26 protein-coding genes and 1 tRNA gene are annotated in these 25,721 nt (G+C 68.7%); 23 read left to right on the top strand and 4 right to left on the bottom strand.

Features of this window, described 5'->3' with window-relative positions; translation table 11 throughout:
* The first annotated feature begins 101 nt into the window (after positions 1–101).
* The 9 genes from BJ999_RS35490 to BJ999_RS35450 all read left to right on the top strand — a co-directional run bounded on the left by BJ999_RS35490 (position 102) and on the right by BJ999_RS35450 (position 10,515).
* The gene (locus BJ999_RS35490; protein ID WP_229809980.1) at positions 102–1,706 is read left to right on the top strand and encodes a bis-aminopropyl spermidine synthase family protein; all 1,605 of its coding nucleotides are present in this window, start codon (positions 102–104) and stop codon (positions 1,704–1,706) included.
* Between the two features lie 110 nt (positions 1,707–1,816).
* On the top strand, positions 1,817–1,972 hold the full coding sequence (locus BJ999_RS35485) for an aldehyde dehydrogenase family protein (RefSeq protein ID WP_179837306.1): 156 nt from the start codon (positions 1,817–1,819) through the stop codon (positions 1,970–1,972).
* Between the two features lie 146 nt (positions 1,973–2,118).
* The gene (locus tag BJ999_RS35480; protein ID WP_179837305.1) at positions 2,119–4,413 is read left to right on the top strand and encodes a transketolase-like TK C-terminal-containing protein; all 2,295 of its coding nucleotides are present in this window, start codon (positions 2,119–2,121) and stop codon (positions 4,411–4,413) included.
* Positions 4,414–4,582: 169 nt separating this feature from the next.
* Entirely contained in the window at positions 4,583–4,996 is a 414-nt protein-coding gene (locus tag BJ999_RS35475) for a VOC family protein (RefSeq protein WP_179837304.1), read from the top strand.
* A 164-nt stretch (positions 4,997–5,160) separates the two neighbouring features.
* The gene (locus BJ999_RS35470; protein WP_179837303.1) at positions 5,161–6,330 is read left to right on the top strand and encodes a PP2C family protein-serine/threonine phosphatase; all 1,170 of its coding nucleotides are present in this window, start codon (positions 5,161–5,163) and stop codon (positions 6,328–6,330) included.
* A gap of 367 nt (positions 6,331–6,697) precedes the next feature.
* Positions 6,698–7,240: a hypothetical protein gene (locus BJ999_RS35465; RefSeq protein ID WP_179837302.1), complete on the top strand. Its 543-nt coding sequence runs from the start codon at positions 6,698–6,700 to the stop codon at positions 7,238–7,240.
* 641 nt (positions 7,241–7,881) lie between these two features.
* Positions 7,882–8,241 carry a hypothetical protein gene (locus BJ999_RS35460; protein WP_132054035.1) on the top strand — a complete coding sequence of 120 codons (360 nt, stop codon included), beginning with the start codon at positions 7,882–7,884 and terminating at the stop codon, positions 8,239–8,241.
* A 368-nt stretch (positions 8,242–8,609) separates the two neighbouring features.
* The gene (locus tag BJ999_RS35455; RefSeq protein ID WP_179837301.1) at positions 8,610–8,966 is read left to right on the top strand and encodes a site-specific integrase; all 357 of its coding nucleotides are present in this window, start codon (positions 8,610–8,612) and stop codon (positions 8,964–8,966) included.
* 685 nt (positions 8,967–9,651) lie between these two features.
* Positions 9,652–10,515, top strand: a complete 864-nt coding sequence (locus tag BJ999_RS35450; RefSeq protein ID WP_179837300.1) for an HNH endonuclease — start codon at positions 9,652–9,654, stop codon at positions 10,513–10,515.
* Between the two features lie 591 nt (positions 10,516–11,106).
* Here the strand turns inward: BJ999_RS35450 and BJ999_RS35445 are convergent.
* The 3 genes from BJ999_RS35445 to BJ999_RS35435 form a co-directional block, all read right to left on the bottom strand.
* Positions 11,107–12,474, bottom strand: a complete 1,368-nt coding sequence (locus BJ999_RS35445) for a hypothetical protein (RefSeq protein ID WP_179837299.1) — start codon at positions 12,472–12,474, stop codon at positions 11,107–11,109.
* A 119-nt stretch (positions 12,475–12,593) separates the two neighbouring features.
* A complete protein-coding gene (locus BJ999_RS35440; RefSeq protein WP_179837298.1) occupies positions 12,594–13,754 on the bottom strand; it encodes a type III PLP-dependent enzyme in 1,161 nt (386 codons plus the stop codon).
* Positions 13,755–13,776: 22 nt separating this feature from the next.
* A complete protein-coding gene (locus BJ999_RS35435; RefSeq protein ID WP_179837297.1) occupies positions 13,777–14,544 on the bottom strand; it encodes a GntR family transcriptional regulator in 768 nt (255 codons plus the stop codon).
* A 176-nt stretch (positions 14,545–14,720) separates the two neighbouring features.
* Between BJ999_RS35435 and BJ999_RS35430 the strand changes: the two genes are divergently transcribed.
* The 13 genes from BJ999_RS35430 (at position 14,721) to BJ999_RS35370 (ending at position 24,938) form a co-directional block, all read left to right on the top strand.
* Positions 14,721–14,867, top strand: coding sequence for a hypothetical protein (locus BJ999_RS35430; protein WP_157419387.1), 147 nt, complete (start codon positions 14,721–14,723; stop codon positions 14,865–14,867).
* Positions 14,868–14,873: 6 nt separating this feature from the next.
* The gene (locus BJ999_RS35425) at positions 14,874–15,293 is read left to right on the top strand and encodes a WhiB family transcriptional regulator (protein ID WP_179837296.1); all 420 of its coding nucleotides are present in this window, start codon (positions 14,874–14,876) and stop codon (positions 15,291–15,293) included.
* Entirely contained in the window at positions 15,293–15,712 is a 420-nt protein-coding gene (locus BJ999_RS35420) for a RapZ C-terminal domain-containing protein (RefSeq protein WP_179837295.1), read from the top strand. The genes BJ999_RS35425 and BJ999_RS35420 overlap by 1 nt, the downstream gene beginning before the upstream one ends.
* Positions 15,709–15,972 carry a hypothetical protein gene (locus BJ999_RS35415; RefSeq protein ID WP_179837294.1) on the top strand — a complete coding sequence of 88 codons (264 nt, stop codon included), beginning with the start codon at positions 15,709–15,711 and terminating at the stop codon, positions 15,970–15,972. Before BJ999_RS35420 ends, BJ999_RS35415 begins: the two co-directional genes overlap by 4 nt.
* Complete coding sequence (locus BJ999_RS35410; RefSeq protein ID WP_179837293.1) at positions 15,969–16,367, top strand: RRQRL motif-containing zinc-binding protein; 399 nt, start codon at positions 15,969–15,971, stop codon at positions 16,365–16,367. Before BJ999_RS35415 ends, BJ999_RS35410 begins: the two co-directional genes overlap by 4 nt.
* Positions 16,364–17,584, top strand: a complete 1,221-nt coding sequence (locus tag BJ999_RS35405) for a DUF2637 domain-containing protein (RefSeq protein ID WP_179837292.1) — start codon at positions 16,364–16,366, stop codon at positions 17,582–17,584. The genes BJ999_RS35410 and BJ999_RS35405 overlap by 4 nt, the downstream gene beginning before the upstream one ends.
* Positions 17,581–19,752, top strand: a complete 2,172-nt coding sequence (locus tag BJ999_RS35400; protein WP_179837291.1) for a P-loop NTPase family protein — start codon at positions 17,581–17,583, stop codon at positions 19,750–19,752. Before BJ999_RS35405 ends, BJ999_RS35400 begins: the two co-directional genes overlap by 4 nt.
* A 188-nt stretch (positions 19,753–19,940) precedes the next feature.
* On the top strand, positions 19,941–20,156 hold the full coding sequence (locus tag BJ999_RS35395) for a hypothetical protein (protein WP_229809979.1): 216 nt from the start codon (positions 19,941–19,943) through the stop codon (positions 20,154–20,156).
* 101 nt (positions 20,157–20,257) lie between these two features.
* Positions 20,258–20,614, top strand: a complete 357-nt coding sequence (locus BJ999_RS35390; RefSeq protein WP_179837289.1) for a hypothetical protein — start codon at positions 20,258–20,260, stop codon at positions 20,612–20,614.
* Between the two features lie 100 nt (positions 20,615–20,714).
* The gene (locus BJ999_RS35385; RefSeq protein ID WP_179837288.1) at positions 20,715–22,700 is read left to right on the top strand and encodes a DUF3987 domain-containing protein; all 1,986 of its coding nucleotides are present in this window, start codon (positions 20,715–20,717) and stop codon (positions 22,698–22,700) included.
* A gap of 247 nt (positions 22,701–22,947) precedes the next feature.
* Positions 22,948–23,142: a helix-turn-helix transcriptional regulator gene (locus BJ999_RS35380; RefSeq protein ID WP_179837287.1), complete on the top strand. Its 195-nt coding sequence runs from the start codon at positions 22,948–22,950 to the stop codon at positions 23,140–23,142.
* Positions 23,139–24,515: a tyrosine-type recombinase/integrase gene (locus tag BJ999_RS35375; RefSeq protein ID WP_179837286.1), complete on the top strand. Its 1,377-nt coding sequence runs from the start codon at positions 23,139–23,141 to the stop codon at positions 24,513–24,515. The genes BJ999_RS35380 and BJ999_RS35375 overlap by 4 nt, the downstream gene beginning before the upstream one ends.
* A 111-nt stretch (positions 24,516–24,626) precedes the next feature.
* Positions 24,627–24,938 (top strand): hypothetical protein, encoded by a 312-nt coding sequence (locus BJ999_RS35370; protein ID WP_179837285.1) that lies wholly within the window; start codon positions 24,627–24,629, stop codon positions 24,936–24,938.
* 233 nt (positions 24,939–25,171) lie between these two features.
* Here BJ999_RS35370 and BJ999_RS35365 read toward each other — a convergent pair.
* Positions 25,172–25,243: transfer RNA gene (locus BJ999_RS35365), tRNA-Arg, on the bottom strand.
* Between the two features lie 115 nt (positions 25,244–25,358).
* Here BJ999_RS35365 and BJ999_RS35360 point away from each other — a divergent pair.
* A complete protein-coding gene (locus BJ999_RS35360; RefSeq protein WP_179839026.1) occupies positions 25,359–25,721 on the top strand; it encodes a response regulator transcription factor in 363 nt (120 codons plus the stop codon).

Here is a 25,721-nt window from a genome sequence, read left to right as displayed (position 1 = left end):
GTATCGACAGAAGCGCTGAACGTGACCAGAGGTGGCCGTGAGATTCCGCGGTGGCGTCACGGCGGGAATTGCGGGAGCCCGTGCGCCGGTAGCATTCGCGGGTGGCTGATGGGGGAGTGCCGATCGGGCCGCCGGTCGCGGCGGACATGGATCCCCGGCGGATCCATACCGCGCTGAGCCTGCTGGCGGACCGGCGCTGGCGGACGCTGGGCGAGCTGGTCCGGGAGACGGGCGCGCCGCGGCGTTCGGTGGAGTCGCTGCTGGCCGGGCTCTCGCTGGAGCACGCCGGCGGCGACCGGTTCCGCCTCACCCCGGAGCAGGGCGGCGAGATCGCCGAGTCGCTGCGCACCGGGTACCGTCCGCTCGACCCGGCCGACCCGGTGGGGCACCTGCTGCCCGAGTACGCCGCCGTGGTGGAGCGTGTGGCCGGGCTGATCGAGCGGGCGCCGCGGGCGCGGCACGTCCTGGACCACGTGTCGGCCACGCCGGAGACGGTGGTCCGGCGGGCGCTGCTCCTGGGGGCGCGGTTCTGGCTGCCGGGCACGCGCCTGCTGTGCGTGGGAGACCACGATCTGACCTCGCTGGCCGTCGGGCTGGTCCATCCGGGCGTGCAGACCACCGTCGTGGACGTCGACGAGCGGATCCTGGCCTACATCGACGCGTGCGCCGCCGAACTGGGGGCGGACGTGCGCACCCGCTGGGCGGATCTGAGGCTGGGGCTGCCCCCGTCCGCCGTCGAGTACGCGGATCTGGCGGTGACCGACCCCCCGTACACGCCGGAGGGCGTCGGACTGTTCGTGGCCCGGGCGGTGCAGGGGCTACGTGACCAGGGGCGGGGCCGGGTCCTGCTGGCCTACGGGGCGAGCGACCGCACGCCGATGCTCGCGCTGAAGGTCCAGCAGGCGCTGCAGGAACTGAACCTCGTGAGCGAGGCCGTCTACCCGGACTTCAACGCCTATTTCGGTGCGGAGGCGATCGGTTCGCGCGCCGACCTGTACCTCCTGCGGCCGACCGGAAAGAGCCTGCCGGCCGCCGCCGCCCGCGCCGACCGGTTCGCCACCGCCATCTACACCCAGGGGCCCCAGGCCGTCGAAGCCCGGACCGGGGTGCAGGCGTCGCCTGACGACGTCGCCGATCTGCGCCCGGACGTCCTGGTCGGGGACTGGCCCAAGCAGGTGCTCCCACAGGTGCCGCGGGTGCGGCTGACGACCTGGCTGGCCAAACCGTACGCCGCGCGGGTGCGTCACGCGGCCGTCGCGCTGCCCCCGGGGCTGGAGGGCGCCCTGGTCCGCGTGCTACTGGCCACCCGCGCCGAGCACGTGCGGGTGTTCCTGGCCGAGCCTCCCGGCGACCTCGCGGACGAGGCCGCGGCACTGGCGGGCGTGTACGAGCTGACCCGGCGCGGCTCGACCGTGGAGGCGGCGCGCACCTCGTCCGACACGGCCGACCAGGCGCAGCGGATCGTGCGCGCCATCATGGACCGGGCGCACGGGAAGGTCGCCAACGTCTGGCGCGACGCCCTGATCGACGCGCACACCGGCCTGACCAAGCGCCAGGCCCGCACGGTCGTGGCCGACGCCGCTCCCTGGGCGCGAGACGTCACATTGCTGGAACTCCCGCTCCACCGGCTGAGCGACCTGCCCGCCGCCGTGCGCACCTCCCTGAACCTCGCCACGACGGCATCGGGTAGTGAGAACACCCGGTAACAGCCCCTTCAGCAGGGTTCGGGTCGCGGCGGTATGAGCGCCCCCGAGCATCAGGCTGATGCGCCGGGCCCAGGACCCGCACGCCGGGGCGTCCGACGAGGGCTTGGCCGGTGCTGCGGGTCGCTGACGACGCCGAGGCGATCCTCCGCGCCGTGAACCGCGCCCCGTACGGGCTGACCTCGGCGGTCTTCGGGCGCGATCTGGACCGTACCCTGGCGGTGGCCGGCCGGCTCCGCGCGGGGCAGGTCACCGTCGACCACCGGTAGCCGCATCCGCCGTTCGGCGGAGCGCCGGGCACCGTCAGCGGTCACGGCCGGCTGGGAGGCCGCTTCATTCGCGGAGGCCGTCACGGAGATCCCGTCGATCTCCGTCGGCCCGACCCCGTCCTGGCGCTGAGGCAAAGGAGCCGACGATGAATGATCCGGTGGCGACGGCCACGCACTCCGGGGTGCTGGAGGAGGTCGAGCGGCGGGTGCTGTGGCTGTCCACGGCCATCGTGCACCACGCCAACCGCGTCCGGCCCAACCCGTCCGGGCTGAAGGTGGGCGGCCACCAGGCGTCCTCGGCGTCGATCGCGTCCATCATGACGGCGCTGTGGTTCCGCCACCTCGGGCCGCAGGACCGCGTCTCGGTCAAGCCGCACGCCTCCCCCGTCCTGCACGCGATCAACTACCTGCTCGGCGAGCTGGACGAGCGGTACCTGACGACCCTGCGCGAGTTCGGCGGGCTGCAGAGCTACCCGAGCCGGACCAAGGACCCCGACCCCGTCGACTACTCCACCGGATCGGTGGGCATCGGGGCCACCGCGCCGATCTGGGGCGCGGTCGCCCGCCGGTACGTGGAAGGGGCGCCCGCGGGCCGGCAGTACTCCCTGGTCGGCGACGCGGAACTGGACGAGGGCGCCGTCTGGGAGGCGATCCTCGACCCGGGCGTGGCCGAGCTGGGCGAGATCGTGTGGATCGTCGACCTCAACCGGCAGTCCCTCGACCGCGTCGTCCCGTACCTGGCCGCGCACCGGCTGAAGGGCATGTTCGCCGCCGCCGGCTGGCAGGTGCTGACGCTGAAGTACGGCCGGCTGCTCACCGAGCTGTTCGACCGCCCCGGCGGCGAGGACCTGCGCGCCCGCATCGACGCGATGCCCAACCCGGAGTACCAGCGCCTGCTGCGCTGCGACGCCGGCGAACTCCGCGACCGCCTCCCCGGCGGCAGCGAGCCCGTCGCCCGCCTGATCGCGGAACTCGACGACGCCACGCTCCTCGCGGCCCTCCGCAACCTGGGCGGCCACGACCTCGGCACCCTGGCGGAGGCGTTCGACGCCATCGACGACACCCGGCCGACCGTGATCTTCGCGTACACGGTCAAGGGCCGCGGCCTGCCCAGCGAGGGCCACCCGCAGAACCACTCCTCGCTCCTCACCGCCGACCAGATCGCCGAGCTCGCGCCCCGCCTGGGCGCCGACCCGGACGCCCCCTGGGCCCGTTTCGAGGACGGATCGGCGGCCGCCCGCCTGTGCGCCGACACCGCGACGCGGCTGCGCCGGCCCCCCGCCGCGCCGCAGGCACCGCCCCCGGTGCCGGACGACATCGGCCGCACCCCCAAGGGCACCGCCACCACCCAGGCAGCCCTCGGCCGCCTGCTCCTCGACCTCACCCGCGAGGCCCCCGACGCCGCCGCCCGCGTCGTCACCGTGAGCCCGGACGTCAGCTCCAGCACCAACCTCGGCGGCTGGGTGAACAAGGTCGGCGTCTGGTCGACCTCCGAACGCCGCGACTGGTTCGCCGACGACGGCGAGACGATCCTGCACTGGCGGGAAGGCCCCGCGGGCCAGCACATCGAGCTCGGCATCGCCGAGACCAACCTGGTCGGCCTCCTCGGCGAACTCGGCGCCACCTGGAGCCGCTGGAACCGTCCTCTGCTCCCCATCGGCGTCCTGTACGACCCGTTCGTCGGCCGCGCGCTCGAACCCTGGTCGTTCGGCATCTACGCGGGCGGCCAGTCGATCCTGATCGGCACCCCGTCCGGGGTCACGCTGGCCCCCGAGGGCGGCGCCCACCAGTCCATCGTCACCCCGTCGATCGGCGTGGAGCAGCCGGGCTGCGTCGCCTACGAGCCCGCGTTCGTCCTCGACACCGAATGGACGCTGCTCGCGAGCATGGCCCGCCTGGGCCGCCCCGACGGCGGCTCCGCCTACCTGCGCCTGTCGACCCGCCCGGTCGACCAGACCCTCGCCGCGGTCCCGGCCGACCCGGCGTCCCGCGAACGCCGCCGCCGCCAGGTGATCGCCGGTGCCTACCCGCTGCGCCGCTCCGCCCGACCCGCCGTGACCATCGCGGCGATGGGCGCCCTCGTCCCCGAGGCCCTGGCCGCCGCCGACCGCCTGGAGCAGGCGGGCGTCGGCGCGGACGTGGTCTGCGTGACCAGCCCCGGCCTGCTCTTCCAGGCCCTCCGCTCCCGCCAGGGCCAGGACGACGCCCCGAACTGGATCCTGGACCAGGCGTTCCCCGCCTCCCGCGCCACCCCGCTGGTCACCGTCCTGGACGGGCACCCCCACACCCTGGCCTTCCTGGCCGGCGTGAACAACGTCCCCTGCACGACCCTGGGTGTCACCGCCTTCGGCCAGTCCGGCTCCATAGAAGACGTGCACCGCCACCACGGCATAGACACGGACTCGATAATCCGCGCGGCCCTGGACCTCCACTCCTCCTGAACCGCGCAGGGATCGATCAGGAATCGAGAAGTGCCCGCCCCCGGTCCCTACGTAGCGTGATCCTCACAAGGCGGAAGCAGGGGGCCGACCGGCTCACCCACGCCGAGGTGCCCGCCCGAACCGGTCGCCGGTTCGGGCGGCACCCACCACGCACACAAGGGGACAAGACATGAAGGCGCACGTGAGCTCGATCCTGCTGGGCGTCCGGGACATGGACCGGGCCAAGCGGTTCTACACCGAGGGGCTCGGCTGGAAGATCCAGAATGACTACGGCATCTCGGTGTTCTTCGAATCGGACGGAGCCTCGCCCGTCGGCTTCTACGGCCGCGAAGGTCTCGCCGACCAGGTGGGCACGAGCCCGGACGGCAGCGGCTTCAGCGGGCTGGTGCTCACCTACGTCGTCCGCAGCGAGGCGCGGGTCGACGAGGTCATGGCGGAGGCCGAGAAGGCCGGCGCCACGATCCTCAAGCCCGCCGGCGCCCTGCCGTGGGGCGGGTACGGCGGCACCTTCGCCGACCCGGACGGCTACATCTGGAGCCTCGGCTACAGCGCCCAGGGAACCGACCAGCCCTACGCGGAGTGACCACGCGCCGGTCCGGCGTCGCCACCGCGGCGCGACGCCGGACCGCCGCACATCGAACGAGGCCCCGCTCCCGTCCCTTGGCCACGGGCCCCCATCCCATCCGGAGAAGCTCACGCTGCGTGTTCTAATGATCACGTCAGGGGCGGCTCTCGGTGGGGCAGGGGATGCACATCTCGGAGGATCCGGACGGTCGGAACACCGTCACGAGACGGGGCGGCCTCACCTGGCGAGTCCTGGCGGGATGGCTGGTGGGGATCACGGCCGCCCTCGCGGTCACCGGCATCGCGCTCGACAGGGAGACCGGCCTGGCCCCGTTCCTGGTCTTCCTGCCCACCTTGATCGCCGGCCGCGGGACCGTTCGGCAGACCGCGGTCGCCTCCGTGTGGACGGTCCTGGTCATCGCCGGCTCACTGATCCGCAGCCCCCTCCCCACCCTGGCGGCCAACACGAGCGTGATCGCTTTCGCCCTCGTGCTCGACGGCCTGAGCGTCATCCAGGCGGTCCGGCGCGTCCGCCAGGAAAGGGAGATCAGCCGGCTCCGTTCCGCGGCCGCCGCCCTGCAGCGCCAGATCCTGCGCCCGTTCCCCCTCGAAACCGACGAACTGGTCGTCCACGGCCTGTACGAGCCGGTCGAGGAGGACAGCATGGTCGGCGGCGACGTCTACGAGGCCCTGCCGACACCGTTCGGCAGCCGCGTCCTCATCGCCGACGTCCAGGGCAAGGGCCTGCCCGCCATCAGCGCCGCCTTCGCGGTGCTCAACTCGTTCCGTGAAGCGGCCCTGGCCGAGCTCACGCTCAGCGCCGTCGTCGAGGCCCTGGAGAACTCGGTGCGGCGGCACAACTCCTTCGCCGCCCAAGCAGGCGAGGAACAACGCTTCGTCACGGCGCTCATCCTCGACATCGGCTCGGAAACGAAGGCCCAGGCCATCAACTGCGGCCACATTCCGCCCTACCTGCTGACCGAGCAAGAAGCCGGCCAGGTACCCCTGGGAGAGGCATCCCTACCACTCGGCCTGGCCTCCCTCAGCCCCGAGCCACGGACCGTCGCAGCCTTCGACTTCCCAGGCGATTCCACACTCCTCCTGTGCACTGACGGCGTCACCGAAACCCGGAACCCGTCCGGCGCCTTCTTCCCACTGGCAGAGCGCCTGGCCGCCTGGAAGCACCTGCCTCCCGAGGAGATCGCACCGACCGTCCATGATGAGCTGAAGGACTACGCAAAAGGCAGGCTGGCGGACGACAGAGCACTCCTCGTAATCCACAGAAGCCCCACCAAGCCCCCTCTTCGACCACCGCCCGGATCGCGGAGAACATCCCACCAGGCCCGGGCGTAGAAAGAACCGACGCAACACATCGCCGGACAGTTTCTCATTCCGGATTTCCAGCCGAGTCGCCTCGTCCCGGAGCGTCCTCGCCCGCGCTCGGCGGCTTTGCGGTGCGCGGCACGGCACCGGCCTTCGGCACGCGTCGCAGGCGGCGGGGCCTGCCGTCCGGTCGGCGAGGGTCATCGCCACCGCGACGTTCGTCCTATCCAGTCCTATTTGTTGCTAAAAGTACCTACATGTCCCATGTCTCGCGGCAGTCTGACAGAGAGGGCATTGCCGATCGCCGCCGACCAGCGACGGTCCAACGAGAGCGACCGCCAGAAAGAGCGGTCAACAAAGAAAATTCGGAGGACCCAGCGTGCTTACCAAACAACGCGTGACCGTCGGGCTGCTCATCTTTGCGCTGACGGCAGTGCTCGCAAGCCTCTACAGTCGCGGGATCGCCGACAACGGGCCGCTGACTTACGCCGAGGTCTGCGCGAAGGAAGAGAAGGAACTGGCGGACCTGCCCGGCACCGAGGCCCTGACGCGGGCCCTGGAATCCCGGCGGACGTCGGAAGACGTCTACGCCGTCATCTGGGTCGACGTCCATCTCCTCCAGGCGCCCGGCTGCCCCGGCAGTACCGAAGCCGATCCCCAGTCCCTGGCGATCGACAAGTACATGCTGGTCGACGCGATCGACAAGGGCGGACCGGCAGTGCTGAGCAAGACCATCTACCGGCCGGTCGCTTCGGAACTCGCGGCCCTGGTCCACATCTCCGGTACGAAGGACACCGCGTGGGCCAGGTTCGACCGGCTGATGAAGAAGGTCGACGGGGATCTCGCGAAGACCGGCATCGGCGGGAACGGCCCGCTGAGCGACACCTCGGTATCCGGCTACCTGTTCGTCGGAGGCCACGGGTACGGTCACTGGCGCTGACCGGTACCTCGCGGGTCGATCCTCGCCGATGAACTCCTCCCGGCGTCACTGACGGCGCCGGGACACCAGCCGAGGGCGGGACGGATCACAACGATCCGCCCCGCCCTTCCTCGTCGTGCGAGCCCCTCTTCATCCGCGACAGGCATGGGCATGCGCGGCAAAGGCCTCATTGGAATCGCGACACAAAGTCTGCGAGGAAGTAGATGGAAGGGATGGGACGGCTGGAACTCGCCGACGGTGCTCCTGAAGATCTACGCCAAGGTCATCCCGGCCACGACCACATGTGGAAGGCACGCACAGACGACGTCCTAGGCAGTTAGGTGCTGGAACACAAATGGAACACGCGCCTTGGCATACGGCGTCCTGTAGTGGCATCTGAAGTCACATGGCCCAGGAACGAAAAGAGCCGGTTTCCGCAACTCAAGCACAGGAACCCGCTGGTCGTCTGAGGTGCCCCCTGCAGGATCCGAACACGCGCACACGGCTCCGGAGGGCGCTGACTCATCTCGGTTGCATCCAGGCGCTGACCTGCGAGCGGACGCGTGCTCTCCGTTGCTGATCCTTGTGCCGTTCCGTGTATGTTCCGGATCTTGCTCCTCGCCATGCTGCTGGGCTCTCCGGCTGCCTATAACGTCTGTCCCATGGAGATGCCCGACCTTGCGGACCTGATCTGGCTCTTCGAAGACGAACCGTTCTCGGAGTTCGAGGACATGCCTTGGCCTGTCGGGCTTCAGTCGTTTCGTCTCCGGCGAGGAACTCGTGAAGTGCTCTTCTCGCTCGATCCCACGTCGGGTGAGGCGTACCTGACGATGTACGAGGCGGGCGAAGAGACCATGTCGATTGGTCGGCTCCGCAGGTTGGAGAGCCTCACCGTTGAGAAGCGGGACGAGTATGAAGGCCTGGTCCTGCTCTTCGCGACTGGTGACCTTGATCCGTTGCGGTTGCAGACGCGTCCCGTCATTCGTCTCTCGTGGAACGTCATGCGGCTCGGAGTCTGGTGACCGGGTGTGCTCTCGCGCGCAGTGCCCTGCCCGAGCTTCCCGTCTGCCGTCGTCCCGCGCTCCGCAACGGACAAACGGACCGGTCCGGGGGGTGCTCCCGCGCGAACGGCGCGAATCCCGAGACAGACAGATTCGCGCGGGAGTGCCCTCCGGCTCCAGGAGGGGTCTGGGGAACCACGGGGTTCCCCAGTAGCGCACGCTCAGCCGATCTTCCGGCAATCTCCCCCGCGGCCTCCAATGGCGCTCGATCACAGTCAGGCCCTGGTGCTGATCGCCGAAACGGGCTCAGAGGCTCCGGCGTCGACTCGTCAGGGCGGTGGCGCGCCCCTGCGGTGAGCGGTCGGGGCGGGGCTAGCGGGCGTGGCGCGATGCGTGGCCCGGCGCGGCCGTCCGGTGACCGGCGCCCACGCCGCACGCTCCGGGCGGCCTGGCGCTGGGCCGCGCAGCGGCCTGAGCGCCGCCGCCCCTTGACGCTGTGGCGGGTCCTGGACGTAGCGCGGGGCAAGGCGCTGACGGCGGCACAGGTGAAGACTCCGCTGGCGCGCAAGCCGTACGACTTCCGGCACGCCGGGGTCTCGTGGCGGCTCAACTCGGGGGTGCCGGCTACCCAGGTCGCCGAGTGGGCCGGGCACAGCGTGGAGGTCCTGCAACGGATCTACGCGCACTGCCTCGACGGGGAGGACGGTCTCTGGTTCGAACGGATGGATGCGGCGCTACGCCGCTAGTCTGAGCCCCGGTTCCGCACCGGGGCTCTTTTCTTGGGGGTGACCTGGGCGGATGGCCTCGACCGCGTTCCGCGTATGTTCCGGGAAGCGTGACAAACGGCGGCTTCCGCTGGCACATGGCTGCATACGCAACAAACCCCGGCGACAGACAAGATGCCTGGTCAACCGGGGTTTGCGGTGATCGTCTGAGGTGCCCCCTGCAGGATTCGAACCTGCGCACACGGCTCCGGAGACCAGCACCGAATAGGCGCCCTACCAGGGAAGGTGCCTCCGCAGTACTGCTCAGCGGACGCAGATGGAACACGTCGCGGCCCTGAGTCGCGTTCTGAGGCCGCCCCTAGACCCCTTCCGACCTGTATGTGCCGAGGTGTGGGGCCTGACGGGCTCTCTCTTCGCTTCATGGGGGCGACGCGGTGAGCGGCGGTGCCGTACCTGAGCCTGATGTAGGCACGGCGCGGAGTGGCACCTAGAGCGATGCGCCATGCCTGGCACCGCCGGTGACTGTGTTGCCGTCGGAAAGACTCAGTGACAGTCATGATGGTGACGGCAACGAATCTGATGCATACACCGTACAGCCTGCATCTCTTACTACGTAAAGCCTAAGGCGGCATGTGCTCTGAACTTGCTATGACGGCATGCCGCCCTTAGAGTTTGATCACCTACTCCGCCCCCCGAGGAGGACGACATGCCCGACGTGGCACCGCAGGATCGGCCGCTGCCCGACCCGCAGAGCAGCGAGATCAGCGAGCTGTTCCCCAACCGCGAGGAGGAGGAAGCCTGCCGCTTCCTGCTGGAACGGAGGCTCGACCCGCCGACCATGGCTGAATGGCTCGAACGGTCCCAGGCAGTGCTGGGCAAGGCCAACGTTCAAAGCCAGCGTCGGCTGCGGGCGGTACGGGACCACTTCACCGTCACCTCCTATCGCCGGGAGGGAGACGGTGCGTGGGTCTACCGGGTCGATGGCTGGAGCCCGACGCCGGCCGCGGACAAGGGCCACCGCGTCTCGCCCAAGCTGGAGGCGGAGGTCTTCACCAAGCACGGCAGGTTCTGCGCCATGTGTGGCGTCGGCCCCGAGGACGCCAAGCTCCAGATCGACCACAAAGTGCCCCGATCCTGGGGTGGGGAGACGGTCCTTGAGAACCTTGAACCGCTGTGCGAGCGGCACAACAACGGCAAGAAGGCCTTCTTCGCCACGTTGGACCCCTACGGCGACGTCCTGGCAGCTGCGATCAACCGCCCCAACCCCTGGGAGCGCATCGGTGAGCTACTCAAGGCTTTCGCGGAACGTGGAGAGCAGACACCAGTCGAACTGCTGACCGTAGTGGCCAAGGACACCCACAAGGGAGACCCCAAGAAGAGGCTCCGTGAGCTGCGTTTCGTTCTGGGGTGGGACATCGCCCCGCATCGCGTGAAAGAGAACGGCGTTACGCAGGTGACCTACGAGCTGCGGGCCTGGAAGCCATGGCCCCCGGAGGGGGCTCCGGAAGCGGTCAACCGGTATGAGCGAGAGCGCAAGAGCCGGAAGGCTGCCGAGAAGCGCGAAGAGTAAAGGATAGGGCCCGCTTGCTCTCCGTAGGCTCGATCACAACTAGAGAGCAAGCGAGGACCGATTGTGCAAGCCGCCGGAGGTATCGTCGTGTACTGACACCAGTCGGTCTCGTGATTGGACTCGATCCGGCCACACCCGGAACGGTCGGACGGCGCCGCCTAGCGACGACAGGCAACGACGTCACAGCTGCCCGGAGGAGTCCACATACATTCATCTCGGTTGGCGCTCACTTCGGTACTCGATCTGGGTCAGCAGTGGCCCCGAGGCCGACTGCGGCCAAGGGTTCGCGTGCTGATCATCAGGTCGCTCCCTCATGCCAGAGTTCGTGTATGCGAGCGCCAACAGATGATGGTCGAACCTCGGAAGCTGAGTATTTGGTAGAGGCCAAGCCATGCAAGGACTTTTCGGAGACGGGCCCCTGTTATCTGCCAAGTAGGTCTGGCAATTCCGAGGACATCCTGTCAGGTGGCGATGAATAGCTTTATGAATTATCGGTCTTCGGATTTTTCTCCGAAAATGTAGCGGCCAATTCTGTGGATCAGGCGCAGCGATATGGGCGAGCCAGCATAGAACGTCAGACTCTCTGGCATGTCAATCTTCTCCAGATGTTGATTGCCCTCTGTCATCCGTCCAAGAGATATATCCCTCAAAGAGGGGATTCATGAACATCTCGTAAGGAGTGAGCGCCTGATTCTTGAGTTCCGCATCTATATCCTCCTTGCACCTGTCAAAATCGTCGAGAAGGAGGCATTTTGCAATACTGTATTTCCTGGCAAGACCTGTTACATCCCAGGACCTGACATGGGTAGCGACTGATGTATCATCCAACTTCTTGTGGGCGAGCCATCCGTTTACCCTGGCATCCAGAACTATGTGCCTGTTCGCCTCAAGTGATTCGATGTAGCGGGAAGTCAGGAGTGTTGCCGTCCACATTTGCTGGTGGATTAGCCCCTCCTGCCTATCGGAAATCCATGCAGCAGCCGTGTCGGCCAGAGGCTTATGTAGGCGCGCCCAGACGGAATGAACGAGTATCAGCCCGAATGCGATAAGGCGTTGCAATGCCTGATCGAGATACTGTGGGTCCACGCCAATATCTTGGCCAACTGATATACCTTTAGTATCGATGCCAGCTCTTTCTAGATCGGATATATAGCGTCGGCTTGCTACTCCTCCTGCGTGGACAATGATGTTTCTTCGGGCGAATATTTCCCTAGTCTCCATCCAATCTCCTACAATGTTTGGAAGTTTGATGTTTGTCGTCCTGTCAATCCATTTAATCCAATTGTCGACGCTCTCCATCAAAAGACTTTCGATGCGTCGAAAAATGAGGGCTTCGCGTGCATCCTCAATCGTTGCGTAAGTGTTGAGCTCTTCAAGTGTGAACTCATGGTCAGATCTTTGCAGTGCTGAAGGATTCTTTCGGTAGATCTCTCGCGCCACTGCACTCAGGAGTGCCTCGAATGATGAGGTGGCGGCCATAAGAAAGGCGCCTGTAGTGATCTGATTGCGGTGATCGGCGCCGGTGAACAGTGGCACAGTGAAAAGGTTCTTGAAAAAGTTGCCTATGCTTCGACTTGGAAGATTGAAGTGAATCGGCTCTACTTCTGGATTCTCGCCCTCCCCTTTTTGTTTCGCGAACTCCGTTAGTGCCTCTACGCCTTGGCTGATCTCTTTAAGTTTGTCTTTGATTATCTTGGCTTCGTCCGCTGGGAATAGGTTCATCGCCTTGCGGTACTTCTCGGACCATTCGGGGTCCAGAGCGGGCATCTCCTGTATCGCTCTGGAAACTCCACGTAGCGCTGATAGTTGCCCGAGGTAGCGGTCTCCAGCGACCGAGAATCCCTTGGATGGTTGCTTAGGCTGATTGCTGTTCATTGATACCTCCTTGTTGGGTTCTGTGGCATTCTCCAGTACAGGTGAAGAGCATGCAAGCAGTTCCGAGATATCGTTCTCGTCCACGCAACTGCGTTGTGTGACTTGTAGCTGTCAGGGATGTCGCTGCGCCAGGTCGCCTCTCCGCACAGATGAAAGCCCCTGACCGACGAACTGGACAGGGGCTGACATCCCGAAGCTTTGGTCTAGGGGTGCAAGTAGCGGAAGGCGGGTTTGGGATGCATGAGGAAGTCGTGGTGGGAGATGTTCCAGGCGTAGGCGCCGGACATGGAGAAGGCGACTAGGTCGCCTACCGCGATGCGGTCTGTGGGGACCTCGCGTGCGAAGACGTCCTTCGGGGTGCAGAGCTGGCCAACGAGGGTTATGGGCTCGCCGGCGACTGCCGGGCCGTCGCCGTTGCGGGTGAGGACGTCGTGCGGGTGGTTGTGTTGCTTGGTGACTGGTGTGCGGATGTGCATGGTGCCGCCGCGTAGGACGGCGTACCACTGGCCGTGTGCCTTCTTCACGTCCAGGACCTCGGTGATGTACCACCCGGCGTAGACGCTTATGGAGCGGCCCGGTTCGATGCGCAGCGTTTCGCCCGGCTCGGCGAGCGCAGCGACGTCGGCGCCGTACTGCTTCCAGTCGAATCGGGTGCCGGGCGTGGAGTAGTCGACGGCCATGCCGCCGCCGAGGTTGAACTCACGCGGTCCGGTGTGGCCGATCCTGTCGAGCCACGCGCGGCCCCACGCGAGGATCTCGGCGGACTGGGCGACCATGGCGGACGCGTCCAGGCCGGACGCCAAGTGCGCATGGATGCCGCGTAGGCGCGCCTGCGGGGAGTTGTTCAGGATGTCGGTGCATGAATCGATCAGCTCGGGGTCCATGCCGAACGGGCCGCTCATGGCGAGCGCGACGCCGCTGCGGTCGCCAGCGAGGTTGACCCGTAGCAGGACATCGACATCGCGGCCGGACGTGGCAGCGATGTCGGCCAGGCGGGACAGCTCGTAGGGGCTTTCGACGTGGATGCGCTCGACGCCGAGGTCGAGGGCCAGCCGTAGTTCGTCGTCGGTCTTGCCGGGGCCGCCGAACGCCAACCGCGCGTCCGGCAGTGCCTCGCGCACGTGCGCCAGCTCGCCGCCGGACGCGACCTCGATCCCGTCGACGTAGGGGGCGAGAGCTTGCAGGATCGGGGCGTCCGGGTTGGCCTTTGCGGCGTAGAAGATCTCCGGCGCACCGGGCGCCGAGAGCGCGGCCTTGACCTCGGCCGCGTGCTCGCGCAGCGCGGCGAGGTCGTAGACGAAGGCGGGTAGCTCGCCCTTGCCGGCGAGGGCCTGGGCGTGGTCCTGGACTGGGCGCGTGATCATCGGGTGTGATCTCTTCCGGTTGTCAGGCAAGCGGGAACTCGTACTGAGCCGTCACGTAGTGGGCGGGCGCGACCGAGACCGTGACCTCGACGGCGCGGCCCTCGGCCGTCAGGCCGACATGCGTGATCTCGACGACCGTGCGCTCCGGGCTGATCTCCAGCGCGCGCGCCTCGGCGTCGGTGGGCAGACGGCTCGGGATGATCTGCTCGCGCGCCCTGGTCTGCGCGTAGCCGAGTTCGGCGAGCGCGCTCTTGACGCCGCCGACGATCACCGGCCCGTCTTCCTCCAGGACGGTCCCCTCGGCGATGTCGAGCGGGAACCAACTGGCGTTCAGCCGGACGGGAATGCCGCTGGCGAGCAGTCGCCGGCGCCGGACAAGGCAGTTCACTTCGCCGGCCGGCAGGCCGAGCGCCTCGGCGACGGCCGCCGGCGGTTCGGCGCGTTCGGTGGTGATCTCGTGCTGCGGTTCCAGTCCCCGGGCGCGCACCTCGGCGTCGAACGCGCCGCGGGCGCCGTTGTTCTCGCGGGTCGCCCGGTCGTAGCGCGCCGGCGAGTGGAGCATCGGCGGAAGCCAGGTGACCATGGTGCCCCGCCCCTGCCGAGGCCGCACAAGGCCCTCGGCCGCGAGTACCTGCATTGCCCTGTTCACCAGGCTGCGGGACGCCCCGTAGCGGTCGGCAAGCTCCGGCTCGGCCGGCAGGACGGATCCGGTGGGGTACCGGCCGTCGATGATTTCTTCCCGGATCTTGGCGGCGATGTCGCGGAACCCGTGGCGCTCCGGTGTGGCCATCTACCTGCTCCTTCTCGCTGTCTACCCGCTATCTACCTGCTGCGTTAGCCCCACCTAACCAGACCAGACGTCAAACGCCAAACGATTGATGCCTCTTGACATCTGCTCTGGAGCGGCCACAATCGAGGGCAACGCCAAACGACAAACGTTTGATGTATTTCGTGAGGAGTGCTCGGATGTTCCCCCAGAAGTCCAGCAACATCCCGCAGTGGCTCGCCGGCATCGCGGTCGCGATCTTCGCGATCAACAACCCGGAGAAGGCCGCCGCGCTGGTCAACCAGGTGATTCACGCGATCACGACGTTCTCGGGCTCGCTGGGCTGACCAGCGATGACCGCCCGCCACACGCAGACGCTCGCCCTCGGCGCACAAGCCACCAAGCACGCCGCCGAGGGCCGTCCCTCCCGACCGATCACGAGTTTCAACGAGGTGCCCGTGTCCCGTTCCCTGACCCCGTTCGTCGCGCTGGCCGGTGTCGACCTGCGCGGCATGCCGATCACCGGCGCTCAGTGCCGGTTTGACCCCGACCTGCACACCGGCCCGGACGGCGACGAGTCGCCGGACGAGCGCGCCGCCCGTGAGCTGGTCGCCGCCGAGGTGTGCCAGACCTGCCCGCTACGCGGCGCCTGCTTGGAGCTGGCGACGCGGGTCCGCCCCGAGTACGGGGTGTGGGCCGGTCTGACCCCCGCCGAGCTGGCCGCCCTCCCTGACCTGGACATGTCCGACGTCGACCTGAACGAGGTGGCCTGATGAACGCCCCCACGAACACGACCACCGCGACCGGGCACGCCGAGGTCCGGGTGACCACGTTCGGATACCTGCACGACGCCCCGCCCGCCGGCGCGCACATCGTCCTCGACCTGCGCCACCACTTCCGCGACCCGCACGCCGTGCGCGGCCTGCGGAACCTGACCGCCCAGGACGCCGAGGTCCGCGCCGCGGTGCTGAACACACCCGGTATCCGGCCGTTGATCGACGCGACCGTCGCCGCGGTGCTGGCCTACCTGTCCGGCCCGTCCGCCGGTCCGGTCATGGTCGCGGTCGGCTGCGCCGGCGGCCGGCACCGCGCCGCCACCGTGGGCGGCGTCCTCGCCGCGATGCTGGCCGACCTCGACGTCCCGGTGACGCTCGCGCACCGCGACATCGGCAAGGCGGTGGTGCAGCGATGACCGCCGTGATCGTCGCGCTGGCCGTGCTCGCCGTGGCGGGGTGGCTGTGCCTGGCCCCCGCCCGCCTCGCCGTCGTCGGCGCGGCGCTGCTGATCACGCACCCCCTGCCGACGTTCGTCCTCACCGCGGTGGCGGTGCTCGGCGTGACGGTGGCCGGCGTGCGGCTGACCCGCCGGTCGCTGAGGGAGGGCGGTTGGTACCTGGTCACCGTGCAGCGTCCCGCCTACGCCAAGAGCCGGGCGGGGGGTGTGGCGTCGTGACCCGCCGCCGTAGCTCCGCGCGGTTCTTCGACCCGACCGGTGCCCGCTTCGGGATCCCCACGTGGCCGTGGCGCATGGCGCCGCCGCACCTGCGCACCCTCCGCCAGCTCGCCGCCGAGGGCCTGCGCCCCGGCGGTCAGGAGATCGCCGGACAGGTGCTGTGGAACTCCCGCCGCTATCGCAAGGGAGTGCGCGCCGCCTATCTGTACGACGTGCGCCTGGCGCTGCCCAAGCGCGTCCCGACCGACCGGCAGCGCGCCGCCCTCGGCAAGGCGCTCGCCGCCCGCCGGATGTGCCCGACCTGCCGACGCGACGCCGGATACGTCCTGCCCCGCCACCTCGGCGAGTGCCTGGACTGCGCCGACGCGATCGGAACGGAGGTATCAGCCGCATGACGACTCTCGACCACCGCATGCCCGCGTCCCTCGGCGCTCCCGCCCGATCGATCACGCGCCTCAGCGACACCCCGACCGCCCCGGCCGCCGTGCTGGACGGCGCCGAGGTCGCTGCGCAGCAAACTTCGCCGAGGGGCCGCGCGCTGACCAGTAGCGAGTTCACCGCGGTTGCCGTTGTGGCTGCGCTGGTGGGCGTACTGGGGCTGCTGGGGTTCGTCAACAGCTTCGCGGCCGTCGCCGAGGCGTCCCGCCCGTCGTTCGGTGGGCTGGCCTGGACGGTGCCCCTCGGTATCGACCTGGGCATCGCGATCTTCGCCGCCCTCGACATCGTGCTCGCCCGGCTGGACATGCGGATTCGGTGGCTGCGGTTCATCCCCTGGGCGCTGACCGCCGCGACCATCTACCTCAACGTGGCCGGTGAGCACGGCACGTTCGGGAAGGTCGCCCACGCCGTGCTGCCCGCACTGTGGGTCATCGCGGTAGAGATCGCCGCGCACGTGATCCGGATCCGCGCTGGCATCGCCGCCGGAACCCGCATGGACGGCATCCGGGCCGCCCGGTGGATCCTCGCCCCGTGGCCAACCATGAAGCTGTGGCGCCGGATGGTGCTGTGGGAGATCCGCTCCTACCCCGACGCCCTGAGCCGTGAGCGCGCCCGGCTGCTGGCCCTGACCGACCTGCAAGACACCTACGGCCGGTGGGCCTGGCGCCGCCGCGCACCCCGCCGCGTCCGCGCTCTGTACCGGCTCGGCGAACTCGCCACCGCCGAGGACACCGGCACGCCGTCCGCTGCGCGGTCCGACGAGGACGGTCCCGCCGCCGGGCCGGTGGACCGTCCCGCACTGGAGTCCGGACCGTCCACCCCACCCATCCCCGGACCGTCCGCCGCGCCGTCCCGGACGCGCACCCGGACCACCGGCGGACAGTCCGCGCGCCGCGCCGGTGGACCGTCCGCCCGCCGGTCCCGCAAGACCACCGCGCCGCCGCCGGACGTGGACGACCTCATGCCCACCGGACGGCGCATCGCCGCCGACCTCGCCGAGAACGGCCAGGCGCTGACCCGCAACGCGCTCGCCGTCCGGCTCCGCGAAGCAGGACACAGCGCCGGAAACGCCCGCGTCGGCGCCCTGCTGGCCCGCCTGAAGACCGAACCCGCCGACCCGTCCGACGCCGAAGACGCCGCCGTGCCGTCCGCCGAGGGGGACCCCAAGTCATGAGCCACGCCAACGCCATGGGCGAGGTCGTACACCTGCCCGTCAAGCACACCACCGACGCCGAGACGTCGCCCGCCCTCGACGCCCCGGCTACCGACCCGGCCGCCGGTCCGGACGGTCCTGCCGCACCGGCGGACACCTCCTATGAGATCGACCTGGACGAGTCGCCGACCGCCGCGGCGACCGCGCCGCCGGCCCCGGTCGACATGCCCGAGCGGGACGCCGCGCAGCGCCCGGTCATCCCGGCGGCCTTGCAGAGCTGGGTGGGGGTCAAGGCCGCCGCCCGGCAGGCGGTGAGCCGGTGGGCGCACGTCGCCGCGTTCCACGCGATTCGCGTCCCGGCCTACGCCGGACTGGCCACCGTCTACGCCGCAGCCGGTGTGTTCCGGCTCGCGGGCCGACAACTGCGGTGGTGGTGGGTGAGCGAACAGTTCTCGCTGCGCAACGGCGCCGCGGCGGCCGGTGACGCCGATCTGTGGCTCAAGCTTCACCGCGAGGCCAAAGCCACCCGCACGTGGCGCGGCATGGTCGTCGCCGGCGAGGCGGCCGGGGTGGCCGTGGGAGGGATGATGCTGGTCAGCGCCCCGTTCTGGACGCAAGCCCTCACCGCCGGCATCGTGGTCCCGCTGCTGGCGCGGTTCGGTCGCCCGGCTGACAAGCGCATCGTGAGCGCCGCCGTGGTGGCGCCCCGGTTCCGCAAGCTCAACGCCGACATCGTGCTTCGCGCCTACTACGCCGCCAAGCTCGGCGACCCGGCCAAGCCCGGACAACAGATCGAGTTCGGGTCGAGCATGTCCCGCGACGGGGAAGGCAGCCGCGTCGTGGTCGACCTCCCGTACGGCAAGGGCCTGGACGACGCCATCAAGGCCAAGCCCGCCATCGCGTCCGGCCTGGACGTCTCCCTGTCGCAGGTGTTCATCACCCGCGACCCGACCTCGCACCGGCGTCACGTGCTGTGGGTCGCCGACCGTGACCCGCTCGCCGTGCCCGCCGGCCGGACGCCGCTGCTCAAGCTGCAGCCCACCGACATCTGGGAACCGGCCCCGTTCGGCGTCGACGAGCGCGGACGCCCGGTGACCGTCGACATGATGTGGAACTCCATCCTGGTCGGCGCACAGCCGCGCCAGGGCAAGACGTTCTCGGCCCGCGCGCTCGCCCTGTACGCCGCGCTTGACCCCTACGTGCGGCTGAGCGTGTTCGACGGCAAGGGCTCGCCGGACTGGCGCAAGTTCAAGCTCGTGGCCGACCGATGCGCGTTCGGCCTGGCCATGGGACGCGACGGCGACCCGGTGGACCTGTTCATCCAGGCGCTACGCGACATCAAGGCCGACGTGCAGGACCGGTATCAGCGCCTGTCGGAGCTGCCCGCCGAGGTGTGCCCGGAGGGCAAGCTCACACGCGACATCGCCCGTGACCCGGCGTACCGCATGCCGGTCCGTCTGGTGGTGATCGATGAGTTTCAGGAGTACTTCGACACCCCCGACCCCGACGCCAACAAGGAGATCGCCGCGCTTCTGGTCTTCCTGGTCAAGGTCGCCCCGGCCGCCGGCGTCATCGTGCTCGGCGCGACGCAGAAGCCGTCCGGCATCGGCACCGGGCAGGTTGCCCAGCAGTTCAACGCCTTCCGCGACAACCACCAGATCCGTTTCAGCCTCCGCACCGGGTCATGGCAGGTCTCCGACCTGGTTCTGGGATCGGGCGCCTACTCCGAGGGCTACGACTCCTCGACCCTGCTGCCCGACTACAAGGGCGTGGGCATCCTGCGTGGCGCCGGCGACTCGACGCCGACGACCCGGACCTACCTCGCCGATGCCGAGGACGCCGAGAAGATCCTCACCGCGGCCCGCGCGTTCCGCGACCGCGCCGGAACCCTGTCGGGCATGGCGGCCGGAGAGGACGTCACGCGAGAGACCCGAGACGTGCTCGCCGACGTCCGCGCCGTCGTCCAGCCCGGCGAGAAGTGGGTGAGCTGGCAGCACCTGGCGACCCGTCTCGCCGAGCGGCTCCCCGAGAGCTACGGCGAGGTGACGGCCGAAGCGATCTCGGCTCAGGTCCGCGCGTTCGGCGTCCCCAGCGCCAACGGCAAGCGCGGCGGCCAGGTCCTCAAGGGCGCGAAGGTCGCCGCCCTCGACGAGGCCGTCGCGCGCCGCGCCGAGAGCCTCACCCGGTAGCGGACGCCCCGCTACCGGTAGCGGCTCCGCTACCTCGGCCGCTACCCGATCTACCTGCGCAAACAAGCGCAGGTAGCGGGTAGCGCCCACCCCCTAACTGGCCCGAAAACCGCCCTGGGAGACCCATGCACACCCTCTACGCCGCTACCGCTACGGCTACCGGCACCCCGGCCCCGATGCTCATCCTCTTGGCGATCATTGGCACCGCCGTCTACCTCGTGTCGTGCTTCATCTGGCCGTTCCGCCCGTGCTCCCGCTGCGACGGCGCCGGCCGCTTCCGCTCCCCGTCCGGCCGCGCCTGGCGCTACTGCCACCGCTGCAGCGGCAAGGGCGCCCAACTCCGCGCAGGCCGCCGCATCCTGACCTACCTCGGCAACACCCGCGACCGCGGAACCCGCCACTAGACGTAAAGCGGCCCTCGGCGCACAAGCCACCAAGCACGCCGCCGAGGGCCTACCCCCAACCGATCACGGACCCCAACGAGGCCCTAGAAGGAGGCCCCTTCATGATGCCGCACAACCCGCCCGAGTTCCCGCCCGTCGAGCAATGGCCCGTGCTGGCCGCGCCGGACTGCCCCACCTGTCAGTGCCCCGCCGACGTGGCATGGATCGGCCCCGCCACCTCGGCGACCGGCACCGAGGCCAACGTCTGGCACTGCCGCAGTTGCCGCGCCGAGATCTACGTCCCGGTGACGCATTGGCCGGTGCTGGACGGCCCCGACTGCCCGTACTGCCGCACCGTCGTTACGTGCTGGGCCGCGCTCGCCCTCGACATCCCCGGCGACCTCTGGACGTGCGAGCACGGGCATGAGTTCGTGCTCACGCCCGAGGGGCTGATCATCCTGCCCGAGGACGCCGCATGACCCGCCAGCAGCGCGAGGCGTCGGTTACGGCTGCCCGCGACACGTCGCGCCTCCAGACACAACGCGCCACCTCACCGACAGCACACGAGGGGACTGCAGGATGACCAACCCCGCACCGCTGCGCGTGGTCGACAGCCAGCCCGCCGGCCTCGACCTCGACCTCGACGCGCCGCCGCACAGCATCGAAGCCGAGCAATGCGTTCTCGGCGCGGTGATGCTCTCGCCTACCGCGCTCGCCGAGGTCCGGCCGCTGCTGGACGGCACCGACTTCTACCGGCCCGCGCACGCCCAGATCTGGGACGCCGTGTGCACTCTGGCCGACCGCGGCGCGCCCGCCGACCCGCTCGCCGTCGGTGCGCACATCGGCGCCCGGCAGCTCAGCAAGATCGGCGGTGGCCCCTACCTCCACACTCTGATCAGCCGTGTCCCGACCGCAGCGAACGCCGCCTACTGGGCCCACATGATTCGCGACCTCGCCTACGCGCGCACCGTCGCCGAGACCGGAACCCGGCTCATCCAACTCGCCAACCTCGCCGAGGGCGACGCCGCCGAGCTACGCGCCCAGGTCGCCGCGCAGCTGGCCGCCGTGACCGGCGCCGACCGGCGCGGCTGGCCCGACCCGACGCCGCTCTCAACCGCGCCCGACCTGCCGACGTTCCCCATTTGGTGCCTGCCGGACTGGGCCGCCGAGTACGCCGCCGGCGTCGCCGACGTCACCCAGACGCCGGTAGATCTGGCCGGGTGTCTCGCGCTGGCCGCGCTCGCCGTGGCCGCCGCCGGCAACGTGACGGTGAGCGCCGGCGCATGGTCCGAGCCGGTGAACCTGTTCCTGGTCATGGTGCTGCCGCCCGGCAACCGGAAGTCCGAGGTCTACAAGGCCATGACCGGACCCATTCGGGCCGCCGAGGGCATTCTGACCGACCTGGCCGCGCCGCTTATCGCCGAGGCGACCATTGCGCGCAAGGTCGCCGAGGCCGAGGCCGAGCGTTCGGAGAAGGCCGCCACCGACCACCCGGATAGTCTCGACCGGCGCGCCGACGCGTCCGCCGCGCGAATGGCTCTCGACAACGCCGCGGTGCCCGCCGAGCCCGCGCTGTTCGGCGGTAACGACTCGACGGTTGAGAAGGTCACCTCACGACTGGCCGAACAGAACGGCCGTTACGCCGTCATGGCGCCCGAGGGCGGCAAGCTGTTCTCGATCGCTGGTGGCCGCTACTCCGGCTCCCCGGACATCGGCGTATTCCTGTCCGGGCATGCCGGCGAGGAAATGCGCATCGAGCGCATGGGCCGCCCGTCGGAGCGCATCGACGCCGCTGCCCTGACCATCGGTGTGTGCCTGCAACCCGGCGTGCTGGCCGGGCTCGGCGACACCCCCGAATTCCGCGAACAGGGCTTGCTTGGACGCCTGCTGATCACCATGCCGGAGTCCATGCTCGGCCACCGCAACGCCCGGCCCGACCCCATCCCCGCGCACGCCGCCCACACCTACGAGCGGACGCTTACCGATCTCGTCCTGTCGCTGCGCAGGTTCGGCGACCCGGACGGCACGCCCGTCGCCCTGACGTTCACCAGCGAAGCGCAAGAGGCCGTCATCGACCTTCTGGAGGCCACCGAACCGCGCTTCCGCCCCGGTAGCGGCGACCTCGCCCACATGACCGATTGGGGCGGCAAGCTGGTCGGCGCCGTCGTTCGCATCGCCGCGCTCCTTCACCTGGCCAAGCACCTGCGCGACGGGTACGGGCGCCCGATCGACCTCGCCACGTTCCGAGAAGCCTGCCAGCTCGGCGAGTACTTCACCGCGCACGCCCAAGCGGCCTATGACGCCATCGGCGCCGACCCTGCCGTCAACCATGCCCGCACCGTCCTGGACTGGGCACGCCGCACCGAAACCACCCGGTTCACCGCTCGCGACCTCATGCGCGGCCCGCTCAAGAACCGCGCCCGCAAGGTCGCCGATCTCGAACCGGTCTTGCGGGTCCTGCAAACCCACGGCTGGGTTCGGCAGATTCCCGGCGCGCGGACGGGAGGACGGCCCACCTCACCGGCTTACGAGACTCACCCCGATCTGTCGGAGGACTTCCGATGACTCGCCTCGTACGCCGCTACGAGCCGTTACCGCACCTAGCGCAGATCTGGCGGCCGGGACGCCGGGACGGGGTGACAGAAGCCGACACAAGCCCTTGTGTCGCCTTCTGTCCCCGTGTCCCTTGTCCCCGCGCGCCCCCTCGGCCCCGATTCGCCTCACGCTCCGTCGCCCGGCGCACAAGCCACCAAGCCCGCCGCCGGCGCCGTCCCGACCGATCACCCCCGGACTGATTGAGGTGACCGCCCCAATGGCCAAGAGGTCCAACGCATGGATCACCGTGCCCGAGATCCTCGACGAACTCGGTGTCACCCGGCGCACATGGCAGCGCTGGCGCGCCCTCGGCAAGACGCCGCCCTGCACCGTTCTGCCCAACCGCAAGCTTCGGATTCGCCGAGTCGACTTCGAGAACTGGCTTTCCAGCCTTGAAGAGAGGGCCGCTTGAACAGGAGCTACGACGTCCGGTTCTGGAACATCACCATAAAGAAGGGAAGGAAACGGCCCTACGTCCTGCGCTGGCTGGTAGGCGGCAAGGTTCAAACCAAACCGTTCACCGCACGGGAACTCGCGGACAGCTTCAAGTCGGAACTGATTCAAGCCGCCCGGCGAGGTGAGGCATTCGACATCGAGACCGGCCTACCCGAGTCCATGATTCGCGCGGCCCGGTCCGTGAGCTGGTTCCAGCACGCGCGCGACTACGTGGACGATCGATGGGACAAGGTGTCCGCCAAACAGCGCATCTCGATCGCTGAAACGCTCACCGCCGTGACGGTAGGTCTCACCGCCGACCACAAGGGCGCGCCAGACTCGGAAACACTACGGAAGGCGTTGCGTCGATGGGAGTACAACAAGAACCGGCGCGAGGCCGACCAGCCCGCCGAGGTGGCCGCTGCGCTTAACTGGGTCCGTAAGGCGTCCGTGCCGCTGGCAGATCTCGCCGAGTTCGAGGGCATCACGCTGGCCCTCGCCACGTGTGCGCAGAAGCTCGACGGCTCCCCGGCCGCGCCGAGCTACTACACCCGGCGCCGTCGCGTCCTCTACAACGTGCTCAAGTACGCCGTTCAGCGGAAGCGCCTTGCCGGAAACCCCATCGACGGTCTCGACTGGAAAGCGACCGAAGATGACGAGGTGTGGGAGGAAATAGACCCGGCCGTCGTTCCTTCGCCGCGCCAAATGGCGGAACTCCTCACAGCAGTCAGCTATGCGGGACCTCGACGAGGCCCTCGAATGGTCGCTTTCTTTGCGTGCGTCTACTACGCCATGATGCGGCCCGGTGAGGTCGTCTCCCTGCGCGAATCCGACTGCGAGCTACCCGCGAAGGGATGGGGACGGTTGATGCTCGCTGGTTCCAAGCCCTCGGTCGGAACTGAGTGGACTGATTCGGGGGAGTACCACGACGACCGCGGGCTCAAAGGGCGGAATCGTAGGGCCAAGCGGCCCGTGCCAATCCCGCCGGAACTCTGCCGGATCCTGCGGGACCACATCAACCGATATGGCGTCGCTCCTGACGGTCGCCTGTTCCGCACTGAGCGCGGGGGAGTGCTGCTCCCGTCCGGCTACGGGCGGACGTGGCACAAGGCGCGCACGCTCGCCCTGATGCCCGCCGAGGAAGCGTCGGACCTCGCCAGGCGCCCGTACGACCTACGGCACGCTGGCGTCTCCCTACGACTCAACGCCGGCGTCCCGCCCACCCAGGTCGCCGAGTGGGCCGGTCACAGTGTGGAGGTGCTGCTGAAGATCTACGCCAAGGTCATTGCTGGCCAAGACCACTTGTGGGAGGGCCTCATAGACGAGGCCCTCGGCGAAAAGCCCCTGTAACCATGGGGGCTGGCGTACGCTCGGATGTGCAGGATGTCCGGAAGTGAAGGAGGTGGTCCGTCGTGGGCCGGAGTGTGGAGAAGAGGGTCTAGACCAGCTATGGCCGATCGCATGCCACTCGCGATCGGCTTGGGAACAGACGACGTACTGCTCGTCATCGGAGCCCTGTTCTTGGGGGTCGTTGCCACGATGGCAGCCGCCAAGGTGCTCCGCTTTCAGCGGTTCAAAGTTGTTCTGTTCGGGTTGGTCCAGATCGAAGGTGACCCCTGTGGGGTGAATGACAGCACCCAAGCCGGGCAAGGCAAGCCCGATCAGGTCGGTAAGGGTGAATCGAGGCAAAGTGATCGGGATAGGAGAAAAGCTGTGGCCCGCCCCAAGAAGGGACGCAGCAAGGCCGTAGAGCGAACCGGCCGCCCGGACTAACCCAACAGGAGACCGAGCTCCGCCCCAGAGGGGCGTTGAGCGCAAGGACCCCCGGACCTATGACCTCCGGGGGTCCTGTTCTTCTCAGAGGCGCTACTCGAAGCCTGGAACACAGATGGAACGCGTGCCGTGGCATACGGCGTCCTGTGGTGGCCTCTGGTGTCACATGGCCCAAGAACGACGAGAGCCGGTTTCCGCTGGTCAAGGGCGGGAACCGGCTGATCGTTTGTGGGTGCCCCCTGCAGGATTCGAACCTGCGCACACGGCTCCGGAGGCCGTTGCTCTATCCCCTGAGCTAAGGGGGCGCGACGCGGTATGAGGTTACCAGGGTTGGCGGGGTGACGCGCACGGGGAGGTTTGCCGTGCGTTCGGGGGGTGGAGTGGGCTAACTTCGAGGCCGTGACCGAGCCACTGGGACGCGTGCTGGTCGTCGATGATGACGAGGTGATCCGCCAGCTCATCGCCGTGAACCTGCAACTGGAGGGGTTCGAGGTGTCGACCGCGGTGGACGGTCAGGACTGCCTGGACAAGGTGGTGGAGGCCGGGCCGGACGTGATCACGCTGGACGTGATGATGCCCCGGCTGGACGGGTGGGTCACCGCGGTGCGGCTGCGGGAGGACCCGAGGACCGCGCACATCAAGGTCGTGATGATCACGGCACGGGCGCAGGAGCATGATGTGCGGCGGGGGTACGAGATCGGTGTCGACGCGTATGTGACGAAGCCGTTCGACCCCAATCAGCTGATCCAGACGGTGCGGAAACTGGCCGCGGTGTCCAGATAG

The organism is Actinomadura citrea (assembly GCF_013409045.1).
GTDB classification, from domain to species: domain Bacteria; phylum Actinomycetota; class Actinomycetes; order Streptosporangiales; family Streptosporangiaceae; genus Spirillospora; species Spirillospora citrea.
Note: the sequence above shows the minus strand (reverse complement) of the source record. Positions and strands in the feature narration are given on the sequence as shown.

What these genes read in the sequence shown, in the direction of transcription:
- BJ999_RS35420 (WP_179837295.1), top strand. Translation starts at nt 15,293, where the DNA reads ATGAACGCCCCCACGAACACGACCACCGCGACCGGGCACGCCGAGGTC.
- BJ999_RS35460 (WP_132054035.1), top strand. Translation starts at nt 7,882, where the DNA reads ATGGAGATGCCCGACCTTGCGGACCTGATCTGGCTCTTCGAAGACGAA.
- BJ999_RS35390 (WP_179837289.1), top strand. Translation starts at nt 20,258, where the DNA reads ATGATGCCGCACAACCCGCCCGAGTTCCCGCCCGTCGAGCAATGGCCC.
- BJ999_RS35475 (WP_179837304.1), top strand. Translation starts at nt 4,583, where the DNA reads ATGAAGGCGCACGTGAGCTCGATCCTGCTGGGCGTCCGGGACATGGAC.
- BJ999_RS35455 (WP_179837301.1), top strand. Translation starts at nt 8,610, where the DNA reads ATGCGTGGCCCGGCGCGGCCGTCCGGTGACCGGCGCCCACGCCGCACG.
- BJ999_RS35450 (WP_179837300.1), top strand. Translation starts at nt 9,652, where the DNA reads ATGCCCGACGTGGCACCGCAGGATCGGCCGCTGCCCGACCCGCAGAGC.
- BJ999_RS35470 (WP_179837303.1), top strand. Translation starts at nt 5,161, where the DNA reads ATGCACATCTCGGAGGATCCGGACGGTCGGAACACCGTCACGAGACGG.
- BJ999_RS35480 (WP_179837305.1), top strand. Translation starts at nt 2,119, where the DNA reads ATGAATGATCCGGTGGCGACGGCCACGCACTCCGGGGTGCTGGAGGAG.
- BJ999_RS35430 (WP_157419387.1), top strand. Translation starts at nt 14,721, where the DNA reads ATGTTCCCCCAGAAGTCCAGCAACATCCCGCAGTGGCTCGCCGGCATC.
- BJ999_RS35435 (WP_179837297.1), bottom strand. Translation starts at nt 14,544, where the DNA reads ATGGCCACACCGGAGCGCCACGGGTTCCGCGACATCGCCGCCAAGATC.
- BJ999_RS35370 (WP_179837285.1), top strand. Translation starts at nt 24,627, where the DNA reads ATGCCACTCGCGATCGGCTTGGGAACAGACGACGTACTGCTCGTCATC.
- BJ999_RS35380 (WP_179837287.1), top strand. Translation starts at nt 22,948, where the DNA reads ATGGCCAAGAGGTCCAACGCATGGATCACCGTGCCCGAGATCCTCGAC.
- BJ999_RS35405 (WP_179837292.1), top strand. Translation starts at nt 16,364, where the DNA reads ATGACGACTCTCGACCACCGCATGCCCGCGTCCCTCGGCGCTCCCGCC.
- BJ999_RS35400 (WP_179837291.1), top strand. Translation starts at nt 17,581, where the DNA reads ATGAGCCACGCCAACGCCATGGGCGAGGTCGTACACCTGCCCGTCAAG.
- BJ999_RS35440 (WP_179837298.1), bottom strand. Translation starts at nt 13,754, where the DNA reads ATGATCACGCGCCCAGTCCAGGACCACGCCCAGGCCCTCGCCGGCAAG.
- BJ999_RS35425 (WP_179837296.1), top strand. Translation starts at nt 14,874, where the DNA reads ATGACCGCCCGCCACACGCAGACGCTCGCCCTCGGCGCACAAGCCACC.
- BJ999_RS35385 (WP_179837288.1), top strand. Translation starts at nt 20,715, where the DNA reads ATGACCAACCCCGCACCGCTGCGCGTGGTCGACAGCCAGCCCGCCGGC.
- BJ999_RS35415 (WP_179837294.1), top strand. Translation starts at nt 15,709, where the DNA reads ATGACCGCCGTGATCGTCGCGCTGGCCGTGCTCGCCGTGGCGGGGTGG.